Origin of the sequence: Ilumatobacter fluminis (assembly GCF_004364865.1) — a bacterium.
GTDB classification, from domain to species: Bacteria; Actinomycetota; Acidimicrobiia; order Acidimicrobiales; family Ilumatobacteraceae; genus Ilumatobacter; species Ilumatobacter fluminis.
In genome coordinates this window covers 2,392,006-2,407,933 of record NZ_SOAU01000001.1, presented here as the reverse complement: position 1 = coordinate 2,407,933, position 15,928 = coordinate 2,392,006, and the positions used below count along the sequence as shown (strand labels likewise).

14 protein-coding genes are annotated in these 15,928 nt (G+C 69.8%); 8 read left to right on the top strand and 6 right to left on the bottom strand.

Going from position 1 to position 15,928, the window contains the following annotated elements; translation table 11 throughout:
- The first annotated feature begins 34 nt into the window (after positions 1 to 34).
- On the top strand, positions 35 to 850 hold the full coding sequence (locus tag BDK89_RS22670) for a type 1 glutamine amidotransferase domain-containing protein (RefSeq protein WP_424955301.1): 816 nt from the start codon (positions 35 to 37) through the stop codon (positions 848 to 850).
- 47 nt (positions 851 to 897) lie between these two features.
- Here the strand turns inward: BDK89_RS22670 and purD are convergent, their stop codons facing one another.
- From purD to purL, 5 genes are read right to left on the bottom strand one after another with little or no spacing between them, the layout of a single operon-like run.
- Positions 898 to 3,114, bottom strand: a complete 2,217-nt coding sequence (gene purD, locus BDK89_RS22140; RefSeq protein WP_208294039.1) for a phosphoribosylamine--glycine ligase — start codon at positions 3,112 to 3,114, stop codon at positions 898 to 900.
- Positions 3,114 to 4,544 carry an amidophosphoribosyltransferase gene (gene purF / locus BDK89_RS10950; RefSeq protein ID WP_133868983.1) on the bottom strand — a complete coding sequence of 477 codons (1,431 nt, stop codon included), beginning with the start codon at positions 4,542 to 4,544 and terminating at the stop codon, positions 3,114 to 3,116. Before purF ends, purD begins: the two co-directional genes overlap by 1 nt.
- Positions 4,541 to 5,494 carry a phosphoribosylaminoimidazolesuccinocarboxamide synthase gene (locus BDK89_RS10945; protein ID WP_133868982.1) on the bottom strand — a complete coding sequence of 318 codons (954 nt, stop codon included), beginning with the start codon at positions 5,492 to 5,494 and terminating at the stop codon, positions 4,541 to 4,543. The genes purF and BDK89_RS10945 overlap by 4 nt, the downstream gene beginning before the upstream one ends.
- 9 nt (positions 5,495 to 5,503) lie before the next feature.
- Positions 5,504 to 6,223: a phosphoribosylformylglycinamidine synthase I gene (gene purQ, locus BDK89_RS10940; protein ID WP_133868981.1), complete on the bottom strand. Its 720-nt coding sequence runs from the start codon at positions 6,221 to 6,223 to the stop codon at positions 5,504 to 5,506.
- The gene (purL, locus tag BDK89_RS10935; RefSeq protein WP_166657524.1) at positions 6,220 to 9,018 is read right to left on the bottom strand and encodes a phosphoribosylformylglycinamidine synthase subunit PurL; all 2,799 of its coding nucleotides are present in this window, start codon (positions 9,016 to 9,018) and stop codon (positions 6,220 to 6,222) included. The genes purQ and purL overlap by 4 nt, the downstream gene beginning before the upstream one ends.
- 141 nt (positions 9,019 to 9,159) lie before the next feature.
- Between purL and BDK89_RS10930 the strand changes: the two genes are divergently transcribed.
- The 4 genes from BDK89_RS10930 to BDK89_RS10915 all read left to right on the top strand — a co-directional run bounded on the left by BDK89_RS10930 (position 9,160) and on the right by BDK89_RS10915 (position 12,715).
- A complete protein-coding gene (locus BDK89_RS10930; protein ID WP_133868979.1) occupies positions 9,160 to 9,627 on the top strand; it encodes an EVE domain-containing protein in 468 nt (155 codons plus the stop codon).
- Positions 9,624 to 10,298, top strand: coding sequence for a histidine phosphatase family protein (locus tag BDK89_RS10925; protein ID WP_166657523.1), 675 nt, complete (start codon positions 9,624 to 9,626; stop codon positions 10,296 to 10,298). Before BDK89_RS10930 ends, BDK89_RS10925 begins: the two co-directional genes overlap by 4 nt.
- A complete protein-coding gene (locus tag BDK89_RS10920; protein WP_166657522.1) occupies positions 10,298 to 11,521 on the top strand; it encodes a GMC oxidoreductase in 1,224 nt (407 codons plus the stop codon). Before BDK89_RS10925 ends, BDK89_RS10920 begins: the two co-directional genes overlap by 1 nt.
- Before the next feature lie 234 nt (positions 11,522 to 11,755).
- Complete coding sequence (locus tag BDK89_RS10915; protein ID WP_208294038.1) at positions 11,756 to 12,715, top strand: MBL fold metallo-hydrolase; 960 nt, start codon at positions 11,756 to 11,758, stop codon at positions 12,713 to 12,715.
- 621 nt (positions 12,716 to 13,336) lie between these two features.
- On the opposite strand, the gene BDK89_RS10910 is transcribed toward BDK89_RS10915, so the two are convergent.
- Positions 13,337 to 14,137: an SURF1 family cytochrome oxidase biogenesis protein gene (locus tag BDK89_RS10910; RefSeq protein ID WP_166657521.1), complete on the bottom strand. Its 801-nt coding sequence runs from the start codon at positions 14,135 to 14,137 to the stop codon at positions 13,337 to 13,339.
- 70 nt (positions 14,138 to 14,207) lie between these two features.
- Here BDK89_RS10910 and BDK89_RS10905 point away from each other — a divergent pair, with 70 nt between their 5' ends.
- From BDK89_RS10905 to BDK89_RS10895, 3 genes are read left to right on the top strand one after another with little or no spacing between them, the layout of a single operon-like run.
- On the top strand, positions 14,208 to 14,696 hold the full coding sequence (locus BDK89_RS10905; RefSeq protein ID WP_133868975.1) for a DUF4262 domain-containing protein: 489 nt from the start codon (positions 14,208 to 14,210) through the stop codon (positions 14,694 to 14,696).
- Positions 14,693 to 15,076 carry a thiol-disulfide oxidoreductase DCC family protein gene (locus BDK89_RS10900; protein ID WP_133868974.1) on the top strand — a complete coding sequence of 128 codons (384 nt, stop codon included), beginning with the start codon at positions 14,693 to 14,695 and terminating at the stop codon, positions 15,074 to 15,076. Before BDK89_RS10905 ends, BDK89_RS10900 begins: the two co-directional genes overlap by 4 nt.
- A 35-nt stretch (positions 15,077 to 15,111) precedes the next feature.
- Positions 15,112 to 15,918, top strand: a complete 807-nt coding sequence (locus BDK89_RS10895; protein WP_133868973.1) for an alpha/beta fold hydrolase — start codon at positions 15,112 to 15,114, stop codon at positions 15,916 to 15,918.
- The last annotated feature ends 10 nt before the right edge of the window (positions 15,919 to 15,928 follow it).

The following is a 15,928-nucleotide window of genomic DNA, read 5'->3' as shown; positions in this document are numbered from 1 at the left end:
GGTGCCGCTGCTCCCGCCGAAGGAAGTCATCCAGATGCAGATCAAGCAGCGGCGTGCCGCTGCGGCCCATCGGCCCCGCCCCCCGCAGAAGGCGGTGCGCCGACTGTTGCAGCGGATCGGGTTGCACCCCGACGATCCCGACGCCGACGTGTTCGCGCTCGACGGCAAGCGGGCACTGGTCATCGCCACGAACCACGGCCGACTCGACCTGGGCAAGCCGACCGGCGTGTTCGCGAGCGAGCTGACCGTGCCGTACTACGCGTTCCGCGACGCCGGCATGGTGGTCGACGTGGCGAGCCCGAGGGGAGGCGACATCCCGGTCGATCCCCAGTCGCTCAAGCCGGTCATCCGGACCGCCGCCGACGATCGACTGCTCGCCGATCCGGTGCTGCGCGGGCAGCTCGCCGAGTCACTGGCGGTGGGCGACGTCGACATCTCCGTGTACGACATCGTGTACCTGGCCGGCGGGTGGGGCGCAGCGTTCGACCTCGGCACGTCCGAAGCGCTCGGTCGTCAGATCACCGCCGCCGACGAGCGGGGAGCGGCCATCGGCGGCGTGTGCCACGGGCCGCTCGGCCTCCTGCAGGCCACCAAGCCCGACGGCAGCCCGCTGGTCGCAGGTCGTCGTCTGACGGCGGTGACCGACAAGCAGGTTCGAGAACTCGGCATCGCATCGACCCCGCAGCACCCCGAGACCGAGCTGCGTGCCGCCGGCGCGGAGTTCGAGTCGAAGCACGCCTTCCGCGACCCGTTCGCCAACCACTGGGTCGTCGACGGCAACCTCGTCACCGGCCAGAACCAGAACGCCGCCCCCATGGTCGCCCGAGAACTCATGCGCCTCGTCGAGTAGATGGGGTCGGATACGTTTCGTCGGGCCCGACGAAACGTATCCGACCCCTAGATCAGGTGGACGGTTCGGGAGCCTGGTCGGCTGCGGACGAGGGTGCCGATCTGCCAGGTGGGTTCGTCGATCGATGCTTGGACGGCGTCGGCGTCGGCGGGGTCGCACACGACGACCATGCCGATACCCATGTTGAGCATGCGGTGCAGCTCGTGATCGTCGACGCCGGTCGCGAGTTCGCCGATCAGTTCGAACAGCGGGCCCTTCGGCCACGAACCGAGTCGGATCTCGGCGTCGACTGCGTCGGGGAGCACCCGCGGCAGGTTCTCCGGGAGGCCACCACCGGTGATGTGGGCGAGCGCCTTCACCTTGCCCGACTCGAGGGCCCCGTCGAGCACACCCAGATACGACCGGTGCGGTGCCAGCAGGGCGTCGCCGAGCTCCTGGTCGAAACCGGGCGGCGTCACGTTCATCGGCACCCAGTCGAACAGCTTGCGCAGGAACGAGAAGCCGTTGGTGTGGGGCCCGCTCGACGCCACGCCGATCAACACGTCGCCGGGTGACACGTCGTCGCGGGGGAGCAGCTCGCTCCGCTCGGCGATGCCGACGAGGGTGCCGGCGACGTCGAACGCACCCGCTGCGTACACGCCGGGCATCTCGGCCGTCTCGCCGCCGAGCAGCACACAGCCCGACGCCTCGCAGGCTTCGGCCATGCCGGTCACGACGTCGGCGACGAGGTCGGCGTCGAGCTTGCTTGCGGCGATGTAGTCGAGGAAGAAGAACGGTCGCGCCGACTGCACGAGCACATCGTCGATGCAGTGGTTGACGATGTCGTGGCCGATGTTGCGCACCTTGCCGAGCCGGGCGGCGAGTTCGACCTTCGTCCCGACGCCGTCGGTCGAGGCGACCAGCACCGGATCGGCTCGCTCGAGGATCCGCTTCGCCGACAGCACGCCACCGAACGACCCGACACCCCGGAGCACGTCGCTGCCGAGCGTGCGCTCGACGGCGCCCTTCATCTGCTCGACCGCCCGGTTGCCCTCGTCGATGTCGACACCGGTCGACGCGTACGAGGTGAGCATGGCGCCCGGTGCGCGCCACCCGATGTCGCGACGCACGATCATGTTCGGGAACGAGACACCGTCCATCGCCCGGTAGGCGGCGGCACGTGCGGCGGCGAGGTCGGTACCCAGGCCGGTCACGGCCAGCACCCGTCCTCCGGCCGTGCGACCGTCGGACACACCGGCCGGGAACAGGATTGCGTTCGGGTCGTCACTCGATCGGTTCGCCCAGTCGGTCGTCGAGAAACCGGTCAACGTGATCGCTGCGCCGGTGCTCGGCGAGGCCGGATAGCCGGGCGCAGCGGCCACGACGGTGCACGCCACGGCGTCGCGCACGCCGACGGGGACCGACGACACGTCGTGTCGGGTGCAGGCGAGTGCAAGCTCGGCGAGATCGGTCTCGAGGAGCGGCAGCACCGCTTGGGTCTCGGGGTCACCGAAGCGACAGTTGTACTCGATGAGGCGGGGCCCGTCGGCGGTGAGCATCAGACCGGCGTACAGCACGCCGACGTACGGCGTTCCCGACGAGGCGTAGTAGTCGAGGATCGGTTGGACGAAGGTGGCCAGCAGCTCCGTCGCGTCGAAGGCGACCGGCGCCGGCGCGTAGGCGCCCATGCCGCCGGTGTTCGGGCCGGTGTCGCCCTCACCGATCCGCTTGTGATCCTGCGCGAGCGGCAGGGCGACCGCCGAGTTGCCGTCGCAGAGGGCGAGCAGTGAGCACTCGGGGCCGGAAATCCGTTCCTCGAGCACGAACGGGCCGAGCTTGGCGGTCGAACGGATCGCCGCCTCGGTCTCGTCGTCGTCGGCGGGCACGATGACGCCCTTGCCGGCTGCGAGACCGTCGAGCTTCACGACGACGGGCTTGCCGAACCCGCGCCACCAGGCGATCGCCCCGTCGGCGTCGAGCTCCTCGAACCGCTCGTAGACCGGGCCTGGTACGCCGAGCGAGTCGGCGAGATGGCGGGAGAAGCCCTTCGACGACTCGATACGGGCCTGCTTCGACGTCGGGCCGAAACAGGGGATCTTGCGGAAGCTGCACTCGTCGGCGACGCCGTCGACCAGCGCTGCCTCGGGCCCCGGGATCACCAGATCGACGTCGTCGGCCGTGAGCTCGCCGAGATCGTCGGCCAGGCTCACCGTGTGGCCGTGCTCCTCGCACGACCAGGCGATCGCGTGCTCGCGGCCACCTCGTCCGATCACCACGACACGCATCAGGCGATCGCTCCCTCGAACGACAGCTTCGCCTGGGCTTCGTGCACGGCGATCGGGTACTCGCCGGTGAAGCAGGCGTTGCAGTAGCCCTCGGACTGGCCGACGGCACGCATCATGCCGTCGAGCGACAGGAAGGCGAGCGAGTCGGCTCCGATGTGGGCCTCCATCTCCTCGACACTGAGCCTCGACGCCATGAGGTCGCCGTCGTGGCCCATGTCGACGCCGAAGTGGCAGGCGTGGGTGATCGGCGGACACGTGATGCGCAGGTGCACCTCGGTGGCGCCGGCGTCACGGACGAGTTTGACGAGCGGCCCGGCGGTCGTGCCGCGCACGAGTGAGTCGTCGATCATGACGACTCGCTTGCCCTCGAGGTTCTCCCGCAACGCGTTGAACTTGAGGGCGACGCCGCGCTCGCGCATGTCTTGCGTCGGCTCGATGAAGGTGCGGCCGATGTAGCGGTTCTTGATCAGCCCGTCGTTGTGGGGGATCCCCGACTCGGCCGAGTAGCCGATCGCCGCCGGGATCGAGGAGTCGGGAACGGGGATGACCACGTCGGCGTCGATCGCCGACTCGATGGCGAGTTCGCGGCCGAGCCGTTGGCGGACGTGGTGCACGTTCTGCCCGTCCCAGAACGAGTCGGGGCGGGAGAAGTAGACGAACTCGAACGTGCAGCGGGCCGGCTGTCCGGACGGGGTGAGCGCCTGGATGCGGTCGATCTCGGCGCCGCGGAGGGTGACGATCTCACCGGGCCGGACCTCGTCGATGTCGGTGCAGCCGAGCGTGGCGAGCGCGCACGTCTCCGACGCGACGGTCCAGCCGCCGTGGGGGAGCCGCCCGACCGACAGGGGACGGAAGCCCCACGGGTCGCGCACGGCGATGACCTCGTCGGCTGCGAGCAACACCAGCGAGAACGCACCCTTCCAGGCCGGCAGCGTCCGCTCGAGACGCTCCTGCCAGGTGCGGCCACCGGCCGCGGCGAGCATCAGCGCGATGACCTCGGTGTCGCTCGTCGCCGTGAGACCGAACCCGCGATGGAGCAGCTCCTCACGCAACGCCGAGGCGTTGACGATGTTGCCGTTGTGCGCGACCGCCAACGGTCCGTGCATGGTCTCGATCACGAACGGCTGGATGTTCCGGTGGGCGTTCGATCCCGTGGTCGAGTACCGGGTGTGGCCGATCGCGTGATAACCCGACAGCGGGGCGAGCACCTCCGGCGTGAAGATGTTCGACACCAACCCCTCGTCCTTGTGCAGCCGCACTCGCGAACCGTCGCTGACGGCGATGCCGGCCGCTTCCTGTCCGCGGTGCTGGAGCGCGAACAAGCCGAAGAACGACAGCTCCGCGACACCGTCGCCGTGCGGCGTCGAGATGCCGAAGACGCCGCACTCCTCCTTGGGTCGATCGTCCGTGGTGACGGGGATCTTCTTCACAGCAGGCCTGCTTTCGTCAGGTTGGCGGTGAGCCGTTCGGGCACGGGGTAGGCGCCGGGGTCGAACGGCGTGCCGGTGAGCCGTTCGTAGGCGACGATGTAGCGGGCAGTCGTCGCCGACCAGACCTCGTCGGGCACGTTCGGGATCGGGCCTTCGCCCTTGTAACCGAGTTCGGCGAACGCCCGTCGGACGTCTTCTTTGTCGAGGCTCTCGGGCTCGTTGCCGTCGGCGAGGCGACGCTCGTAGCTGTCGGCCATCCACACACGAGACGAGTCGGGCGTGTGGATCTCGTCGATCAGGATCAGGTCGCCGTCGTGCGTCATGCCGAACTCGTACTTCGTGTCGGCCAGGATGAGGCCCGCCTGCTCGGCGATCTCGACGCCACGGCCGAACACGGTGAGGGCGATGTCCATCACCCGTTCCCACAGGTCGGCGTCGAGCAGGCCCCGTTCGACCACCTGGGCACACGTGAGCGGCACGTCGTGGCCGCCGGCCTGCGCCTTCGTCGTGGGGGTGACGATGTGATTCGGGAGCGGGGTGTTCTTCGCGAGCCCATCCGGGAAGTCGTAGCCGTAGATCGAACGCTGGCCCTCCGAGTACATGCCCCATACCGACGTGTCGGTGACCCCGGTGATGTGGCCCCGCACGACGACCTCGACCGGCAGCGGAACGGCCGCTCGGGCCAGGAGGGCGTTCGGATCGGGGACCGAGACGACATGGTTCGGCACGATGTCGGACGTGCGGTCGAACCACCAGGCGGCCAACTGGTTCAGCACCTGCCCCTTGTACGGGACGCCGGCCAGGATGCGGTCGAACGCCGACAGGCGGTCGGTCGTGACGATCAGGCGGCGGTCGTGACCGATCGCCCACGAGGCCCGAACCTTGCCGTCGCGCCGATCGGGGAGCGGGAGATCGATCTCGGTGAACGGCTCGAACAGGCTGGTCCTCATCGTCGACTCCTACATCTCCGCCGCTGCCGCGACTCCGTTGCGGAACAACTGGAGGCCGAGATGATCGAGCCCGCCCCCGTTGCTGAAGTGGGGGTGTTGGCGACCCACCACGAAGTTCTCCGGATGCGGCATCAACCCGAGCACGTTGCCGTCGGCGTTGCACACCCCGGCGATGTCGGCCACGGAGCCGTTCGGGTTCGTGCTGCGGTAGGTGAGTGCGATCTGGCCCGCCTCGGCCAGGGCCTCGGGATCGGGGTGCACGTAGCGACCCTCGCCGTGAGCGATCGGACAGTGGATCGGCTGCTCGATGCCCTTGGTCCACAGACACCGCGAACTCGGCTTCGGGTCGAGGACGACCCAACGGCACTCGAACCGGCCGTGTGCGTTGTGGCCGAGGGCGCCGGGGAGGAGCTTGGTGCGTGTCAGCACCTGGAACCCGTTGCAGATGCCGATAACGGGGCGGCCGGTCGCCACGAACTCGCGAAGCCGGTCACCCACACCGACGTTCAGGTCGAGCGCGAGCATGCGGCCGGCACCGAGTGCGTCGCCGTACGAGAAGCCGCCGGCGACGGCGACCAGGCGTGCCTCGTCGAGCAGGTCGGGGTTCTCGGCGAGTTCCGATGCCAGGACGATCGTCGGGTCGGCCCCGGCGAGTTCGAGCGCCAGTGACAGGTCGCGGTCGCGGTTGGTGCCGGGTCCGGCGACGACGAGGGCGGGAACGGCGCTCATGCGAGATCCTCGAGTCGGGTGAATGCGTCGGCGAGGTCTTCGACGTCGATCGGGTCGAGTCCGGGCAGGACGAGATCGGTCAGCTCGGTCACGGTGCCGATCACCCGGACGGGTTCGTGCATGACGCCCCGGAACTCGTCGAGATCGCCGGGGGCCACCTCGACCAGGAGTCGGCTCTGCGATTCGGCGAAGAGCGAGGTCACCAGGTCGTCGTGAGGGAGCTCGGTGATCTCGGCGCCGAGGCGACCGGCGATGCACAGTTCGGCGAGCGCGACCGCGAGGCCGCCCTCGCTCAGGTCGTGGCACGACCAGACCAGGCCCTCGTTGATCGCCCGATGCAGGTTGCGGTAGCGGGTCGGTGCATCCGGGTCGGGCGACGGCACCGATCCGGGATCGTCGGGTTCGCCGAGCAGCAGGTCGAGATGGCTGCCGGCGAACTCGGTCGCCGTCGAGCCGAGGAGCACGATCTTGTTGCCGGGTTGCCGCAGCACCGGGGTGACGCAGCGGTCGGCGTCGGGCACGTTGGCCACGGCGGTGATCACCAGCGTCGGCGGCACCGCGTGGCGCTTGCTGTCGGCACCCGTGTACTCGTTGTTGAGCGAGTCCTTGCCCGACACGAAGGGTGCCCGGTACGCCATCGCGGCGGCGCACGCACCGTCGACGGCGGCGACGAGCTCGCCCAGCGTCGACTCCCGTCGGGGGTCGCCCCACGAGAAGTTGTCGAGCAGCGCCGTGTTGTCGGGATCGCCGCCGGCGGCGACCACGTTGCGCATCGCCTCGTCGACTGCCCCGTACGCCATCGCCTCCGGGTCGTGCAGCCCCCACCAGGGGTTGACGCCGATGCCGATCGCGATGCCGGCGTCGTCCGTCGGTTCGGCGATGACCACACCGTCGGCGGGTGCATCGCTCAGTCGGCCCACCAGCGGTCGGATGACCGTCCCGCCGAGGATCTCGTGGTCGTAGCGGTGGATCGTCTCCGCCTTCGAGGCGATGTTCAGATGCGACAGCAGCCCGAGCAGGGTGCCGCGCAGGTCGTCGACCTCGCGGCCGACCTCCTCGCCCCGCTTCGGCTGGGGCATCTTGGCGGTCAGGGCCCGCGGTGGCCGACCGTCGTGCAGGAACTCGGTGGTCATGTCGAGCACCGGGACCCCGCCGCTGCGGACCACGAGTCGTCCGTCGCCGGTGAACTCACCGAGATCGGCCAGCTCGACGCCGTAGTAGCTGCAACGATCTTCCAGCTCGGCCATGTTGGCCGGCGGCACGGCGATCACCATCCGCTCCTGGGCCTCCGACAACCAGATCTCCCAGGGCTCGAGCCCGGCGTACTTGAGCGGCACCTCGTCGAGTTCGACGTCGGCACCGACGCCCTCGGCCATCTCGCCGACCGCCGACGACAGTCCGCCGGCGCCACAATCGGTGATGGCGCTGAACAGGTGCTCCGCACCGACGAGCACGTCGATCAGCAGCTTCTCGACGATCGGGTCGCCGATCTGCACGCTCGCGCCGGCGACCTCGCCGGTCGACGCGTCCATCGTGAGGGAGGAGAACGTCGCGCCCCGGATGCCGTCACGGCCGGTGCGTCCGCCGAGCACGACGACCCGGTCGCCGGGGAACGGGCCGTCGGGCATCGACCACCCCTCGGCCACGCCGATGCACCCGGCAAAGACGAGCGGGTTCGTCGTGAAGCCCGGGTCGTACAGCACGGCGCCGGCCACCGTCGGGAGGCCGATCTTGTTGCCGTAGTCGGCGACGCCGTCGATCACACCGTCTCGGATCCGGAGCGGATGGAGCGCCCCGTCGGGCACGCTCGACAGCGGTGTGTCGGGCGGGCCGAAGCACAGGATGTCGGTGACCGCGATCGGCTTGTGGGCGATGCCGAGCACGTCTCGGATCACGCCGCCGACGCCGGTGTTGGCGCCGCCGAACGGCTCCACGGCCGACGGATGGTTGTGGGTCTCCGCCTTCAGCGCGATCGTCGTCTCGCCCCGGAACCCGACGATCCCGGCGTTGCCGACGAACGCCGACTTCACGAACGGCGCGTCGATCGAGTCGGTGCAGTTGCGGAGCATCTGGATGAGCGACGGGCGGTCTTCACCGTCGTCGGTCGTGATCGCAGCGCGGAACGTCTTGTGGGCGCAGTGCTCGCTCCACGTCTGGGCCAGGGTCTCGAGTTCGACGTCGGTCGGCTCACGGCCGAGTTCGGCGTAGTGGGCCTGCACGACCCGCAGCTCCTGCGGATCGAGGGCGAGGCCACGCTCGACACCGATCGTGAGGAGCTCGTCCATCGTCTTGCCGATGATCTCGACCGTGTCGGCGACGCCGGACGCAACGCTCTCGGCGTGGAAGGTCGGCTCGACCGTTCCCACCTGCCACCGTTCGATCACCGGGTTCGCGACGATCCGGCGGACGATGCGGTCGGCCAGATCGTCGTCGATGTCGCCCAGTTCGACCCGGCGTCCGGTCGCAGCGCCCGTGATCGGCACGCCCAACTGCTCGGCCGCGTGCAACAGGCTCGCCGCCGCAGAGTCGGTCACACCGGGGAGGAACGTCACTTCGGTCCCGTGGCCGTTGGGCTCACCCCAGCGGCCCTGCTGGAGCAGCGGATCGACCAGGAAGCCGTGCAGCTTGTTCAGGGCGTCCTGGTCGAGATCGCCTTCCAGGAAGACGACGTCGGCGACCTTCACCTCCAACGCGTCGTCGGTGACCAAACCCAGTTGGCGGGCAGCCGTCTGGATGGCCGTCGCCCGAGGGTCGGGGTCGATGGAACGGATCGTCAAGCGGTGCCGGGGGACCACTGGAGCGAACCTACGAGATCGGACGACACCTCGTTCGCATTTGGACGAAAATTCAGGCGGGCGTGACGGGCGTCGCAGGGCGCCCGGTCGGCGGGTTCCGCATCGGGTCCGCGCACGAGCGCGTGCGGTACCGTGCCCCGCATGGCGAAGTGGCTCCTGAAGAGCGAGCCCGACGTGTTCGGCTACGACCATCTGGTCGCTGCCAAGCGTGAGGGCTGGGACGGCGTACGCAACTACCAGGCCCGCAACTTCATGCGGGAGATGAAGCGCGGCGATCGAGCGATCTTCTACCACTCGAACGCGAAGCCGCCCGGGGTGGCGGGTATCGCCAAGATCGTGAAGGGTGCCGAGCCCGACCCGACCCAGTTCGATCCCGACTCCGACTACTTCGACCCGAAGTCCGACCCCGACGACCCCCGCTGGGACTGGGTCACCGTGGCGCCCGACCGACCGCTGACCTTCCTGTCCCTCGACGAGCTCAAGGCGATGCCCGAACTGGCCGAGTGTCGGCTGCTCGCCCGCGGCAACCGCCTCTCGGTGCTGCCGTTGACCGACGACGAGTTCGACGCGATCGTCGCCGCAGCCGACGCCAAGGGCGGTCGGTCGTGAGCGACGGCGAGCACCGGCCCACCCGAATCGTCCTGGTGCGCCACGGCGAGTCGGTCGTGACCGTCAACCGGGTGGTCGGTGGGCCGCGCACCTGCAGCGGCTTGTCGGAGCTCGGGCAGCGACAAGGCGAACGGCTCCGGTCTCGACTCGAACGAACCGGTGAGGTCGACGCCACCGCCCTGATCAGCTCCGCCTATCCACGGGCTCGCGAAACCGCCGAGCTGATCGCTCCGGCGCTGGGGCTCGACGTGCAGGTCGTCGACGGGTTCGGCGAGCACGACCCGGGGCCCGAATGCGACGGGCTGACCTTCCAGGAGTTCATCGATCGACACGGCATGCCCGACTGGGAGGCCGATCCGTTCACGGTCACCTTCCCCGGCGGTGAGACCGTGGCGGCGTTCCATCATCGGGTCGGCGTCGCCCTGACCGAGGTGATCGCACAGCACGAGGGAGGAACCGTCGTGGTCGTCTGCCACGGCGGGGTGATCGACGCCATCCTGCGGCGTTCGCTCCGTGCGCCGATGACCGGCGACTTCGACGTGCACACCCTCAACACCTCGCTCACCGAGTTGGTGCTCGGCCGACCGGGTCGATGGCGGCTCGTCCGGTACAACGACGCCGGCCACCTCGAGGGGTTGCCTGCGGAGACGCCGCGCATGAGCGACGGCTGATGCCGCGCTGGGTCGTCGTCGGCGGGGGAGCAGCGGGCTGTGTCGTCGCCGCTCGCCTCGCACAACGGCCTGGACACGAGGTCCTCCTCGTCGAGTCGGGACCGCGCTTCGACGGCGTGCCCACGCCCGCAGCGTCCGACCTCGGCCCCTACCTGAGCGACCCGAACCGACTGTTGCCCACCGAGGTCGTGCGGCGGCCCGGTCGACACCCCGAGCCGTACCTGCAGGGGCACGGGCTCGGTGGTTCGTCACTCGTGAACGGGTCGATCGTCACCGGGGACGATCCGGGCGGTCACCTGCTGCCCCTGGAAGAACCGTGGGCGCACGGACCCCTGTCCGCCGCCTTGCTCGACACCGATCCGCACGCCCGGCCGGTGCGGCTGGTCCGCCGAGATCGTCGACGGGTGACCGTGGCGGACGCCTACCTCGCCGTCGCACCCGACTCGTTGACGGTCGTCGTCGGCGAACCGGTGCGCTCGATCCGCTTCGAGGGTCGTCGTGCGACGGGCGTCCAACTCGCCGGCGGCACCTACGACGCCGACGCCGTGGTGGTGTGCGCCGGCGCGATCCGGACGCCGGCACTCCTGCTGCGGAGCGGTGTCGCCGTGCCGGGGTTGGGCGACCACCTGCAGGATCATCCGGCCTTCACGCTGACGCTCTCGCTGACGGACGGTGTCGCCGACCCGACGGCACCGACGATCTCGTGCGTGGCCGATCACGGGGGATTCCAGCTGCTGCCCGTCGAACACCTGAGCACGCCGGGATACGTGGCGTTGATGGTGGGGCTGACGACGGTGTCGAGCGAGGGCCGGGTTCGTCTCGGTCGTGACGGCGAGCCGGTCGTCGAGCTCGGGCAGCTGACCGACCCAGGTGATCGGGAGCGGCTGGTCGCCGGTGTCCGATCGGCGCTCGAGCTGCTGTCGGCAGAGCCGTTCGGGGCGGTGGTCGAGCGAGTGTTCGTCGACTCGGCCGGCACGACGACGGACGATCTTTGGTCGACCCCCGACCGGTTCGAGGAGTTCGTGGTCGAGCACGCCGGCGGCCACTACCACGTCGCCGGCACCGCTCGGGAGGGTGTGGTCACCGACGCCGGTCGGGTGCGTGGTTACGACGGCCTGTTCGTCGCCGACGCCTCGGCGCTCCCGGGCGTGCCACGAGCCGACCCGTACCTCGCCGTCGTCACCCAGGCCGAGCGCCTGGTCTCCACCCTCACGGTGCCCTGACCAGGCTTCTCGGTGGCCCGGGTCCGGGATGCCGGCCTGGGTTCACCCAGATCGTGGGTCGTCGGCGGGGCAGCTCGGTTCTCGGTGACCTGGGTCCGGGATGCCGGACGGTGTCCGCCGAGAACGTGGGGCTGCTGTCCGAGCTCTCGCAGATCTGGGTCCGGGATACCGGCCTCCTTGCACTGAGATCGTTCGGACCGTCGAGCGGAGCGAGGGCGTGGTAGGCCTGTGGGGATGGGGAATCGGGAGATCCGGTTGGACGAGGTGGCCGACGGTTGTCTGGCGTATCTGCAGGGTGATGGCGGTTGGGGATGGAGCAACGCCGGGCTGGTGGTGGGCGACGGTGCCTCGCTGCTCGTCGACACCCTGTTCGACTCGGCGTTGACCCGATCGATGCTCGACACGATGGCCGACCACGTCCGCTCGGCGCCGATCGGCACGGTCGTGAACACCCACGCCAACGGCGACCACTGCTACGGCAACTCGGTGGTCGCCGATACCGCGACGATCGTCGCGTCATCGGCAGCGGCGAGCGAGATGGAGGACGTGCCGCCGGCGCTGCTCGCCGCGTTGAACAACGACCCGGGTGCCGCCGGCGATCTGTTCCGATCGTTCTTCGGTGAGTTCGACTTCGACGGCATCGAGATGCGGTTGCCCGACCGCACCTTCGACGGTCGCCTCGAACTCGACGTCGGGGGCCGATCGGTCGAGTTGATCGAGGTCGGTCCGGCGCACACGGCGGGCGACACGATCGTCGTCGTGCCCGACGCCAAGACCGTCTACACCGGCGACATCCTCTTCATCGGCGGCACGCCCATCGTCTGGGCAGGGCCGTTGTCGAACTGGATCGCCGCATGCGACCTGATGCTGGGAATGGACGTCGACACCGTCGTCCCCGGCCACGGCCCGGTCACCGACGAGGCGGGCGTCACCGCCGTGCGCGACTACCTGAGCTTCGTCGAGCGAGGGGCCGGCGAGCGGCACGCGGCGGGCATGGATGCCTTCGACGCCGCACGAGATCTCGCCGTCGCGATCGGTGCGCGGGAGGACTTCTCGTCGCTCGGTGAGTTCGGTCGAATCGCCGTCAACGTCGAGGCGGTCTACCGTGAACTCGACCCCGACCACTCGACGCCCGACGTCGTCGAACAGTTCCGCCGCATGGCCGCCATCGAAGCCGCGGGTCACACCACCTGACCCCGGCGCCTGCCAGGCGCCGGCCGGTTCTCGGTGGCGTTGGTGCGGGACATTGGACGCGAGCCCCCGAAAACCGGGGTCGGGCCGGTTCTCGGTGGCGTTGGTGCGGGATGTCGGACGGGAGCCGCCGAGAACGGTGGGTGCTGTCGGCTGGGCGGGTTCTCGGTGGCGTTGGTGCGGGATGTCGGACGAGAGCCGCCGAGAACGGTCGGTCGCTTGGTGTTGCTGTCGGCTGGGCGGGTTCTCGGTGGCGTTGGTGCGGGATGTCGGACGAGAGCCGCCGAGAACGGTGGCTGCGACGGGTCGTTGTCGTCGATGCGTCGTCGGCTCTGAGGCCTCCGGCGTCCCGTCTCCGCGGTCGCCGAGATGGTCGGGCCGGGTAGTTGGCTTCCGCGCCGCCGATCGCTGGGCGGGTGCTCGGCGGCGTTGGTACGGAATATCGGACGGGAGCCGCCGAGAATCGTGGGTGCTGTCGGCTGGGCAGGTTCTCGGTGGTGTCGGTGCGGGATCTCGGACGGGAGCCGCGGAGAACCTTGGTTGCGCCGGGACGTGGTCGGGGGCGCTGGGTCTCGGCGTCCCGGATCGACGCAGGACGGTCGGGCGACGGCCTGGCGCTCGGCGTCAGGCGGGTTGGTCGGCGGGTTCGGTGGGAGCCGGTTCGTCCGAGTCGGCGTCGGGAGCCGCGGCGCTCTGTTCCTCCCGACGGCTTCGCACGGAGTGGCGCACGGCCAGGACCCAGCCGACCGCGACGGCGATCGAGAAGATGAACCACTGGAACGCGTACGAGAGGTGGTTGCCCTCCGACAGCTCCGGTGGTGCGATCGGGAACGGCGGCCCGTCCGGTTCGGGCGGGGTCGACTCGATGAGGTCGACGTACATCGGGACCACGTCACCGTCAAGCTGGGCCGCCAGCCGGTCGAGATCGATCCGCTGCGCCTCGGTCAGCACGCCGTCGGCCGGGTCGCTCAGCTGACCGGTGCGTCGCACTTCGGTTTCGCGCAGCCGCCCGACCAGGTCGACATCGATGCCCGGCACCGGCGGAGCGTCGCCCGACACGAGCGGCACGAAGCCCCGGTTCACGATCAGGATCCTGCCGTCGTCGAGTCGCATCGGCACGGCGACGTTCACCCCGGCGGCGCCGTTCTGCGAACGGTTGACGACGCTGAACGCCCCCTCCGGCAGGTAGGTCCCCGAGACGGTGACCTGACGCCACTCCACGTCGTCGGGGTCGGTGGTCGGCGTCAGCACCTCGTCGAGCGGTGCGGCCGCCACGTCGTACCGAGCCTCGACCGTCGCGTTGAACTCCTGGCGCTCGTCGAGCCGTCGGAGCTGCCAGAAGCCGAGGTTGATCATGAGCACGATGCCGAACACCACGACGAGGTGGAACGCAATCCACTTCGGGCGCAGCAGGAATCGGTACATGTCAGGTCGGACGCTATCGACCTCGGCGCCGAGCCGGTCGAGGTAACGGCCGGGGGTAGGGTCGGAGGCGATGGAGCTGCCCGACTTCCACATCCCGCACGCGGAGAAGATCGAGTGGATGATCGAGACCGACGGGTGGGCGCTCGAGCCGGTGTCGCCACGCGCCGACACCGACCCGCCGCTCCCCGCCTACGCCTACACGATCGGGCTCCCGGCCCTGCTCGGGTTCCCCGAGCTGGTCGTGTTCGGGCTGACGCCGGTCACGAGCCGTGGGCTGATCGGGCTCGTCGTCGACGCCGTCCGCGGCGGTACCGAGATCCCACTCGAGGTCGAACTCGTCGGCCTGCTCGAGAACGAGCTGCGGTGTGCCTTCGCCCCGGTCGACATCGACACACACGGCGCCTTCTTCGAGACCGCCCGCTCCTGGTACCGGGGTGGCGAGTTCTCGATGCTGCAGATGATCTACCCGGACCGCAACGGCTTCATGCCGTACGAGACCGGGTACGAGCAGCGCATGCGTCTCGCCCAGCCCGTCGTCGGCACCTTCGGTTCGTCATGATCGCCGGCCGCCCCCTCCTCGTGTTCGACGGCGACTGCGCGTTCTGCACGACCTGGGCCCGCCGTGGCCAGCGCTGGCTCGGACTCGAGCACGTGGAGCCGTGGCAGTTCCTCGACCTCGACGAGCTCGGCCTGACCCAGGACGAGTGCGAACAGGCCGTGCAGTGGGTGACCGACGACGGTGACCATTGCGCTGCCGAGTTCGCCGTCATCGCCTCGCTGCGCCACGCCGGTGGGGTGTGGGCGGTGCTCGGTTCGGTGATGGCACTGCCGGGCATCCGGCAGCTCGCCGGCGTCGTCTACCGACTCGTCGCGAAGTACCGGCACAAGCTGCCGGGCGGCACCCCGGCCTGCAGCCTGCCCCGCGTCGATCCCGACTGACGCTCGCCGAGCCGAGGCTGGGTACCGTCGCGACCATGCCGAGCACCGTCGTCCGGAACTGCCACCTCGACTACCGCCTGACCGGCGATGGCCCCGACGTGGTGTGGGGACACGGTCTCACCTCGTCGATGGACGAGGAGGATCAACTCGCCCTCGTCGACTGGTCGACGGCCGGCGCCGGGCATCGCGTGCTCCGCTACGACGCCCGTGGTCACGGCGGGAGCGACTCGACCACCGAACCCACCGACTACTCGTGGGAGTCCCTCGCGCACGACCAGCTCGCTCTCGCCGACGCCGTCGGCATCGACCGCTACGTGGCGGCCGGTGCCTCGATGGGCGCCGCGACCGCCCTGCATGCCGCCCTGATCGCTCCCGACCGGGTTCGTGCACTGGTGTTGGTCATCCCACCGACGGGGTGGGAGACCCGAGCTGCGCAGACCGGGTTGTACGCCGCGATGGCCGATCTGGTGGAGGCGGAGCGGCACGCCGAGTTGCTGGCCGCGTCGGCCGATGTGCCGCCACCCGACCCCGTCGCCGACGAGCCGCTCTGGACCGAGCGCTTCGAGCGCAAGCTCGCCGAGACCGATCCCGTCCGCCTGGCCCGCGTCTTCCGCGGTGCGGGGACGGCCGATCTGCCACTCGCTGACGCGATCGCGACGATCGACGTACCGGTGCTGATCCTCGCCTGGACCGGTGACGCCACCCATCCGCTCACCACCGCCGCCCGCCTGCAGGAACTCATGCCCCAGAGCGAGCTGGTCGTCGCCACGACCAGAGCCGGCCTCGACACCTGGTCGTCCCGAACCGCCACCTTCCTCTCCTCCCTCACCTCGAAGGCGTGAACAAACTGCG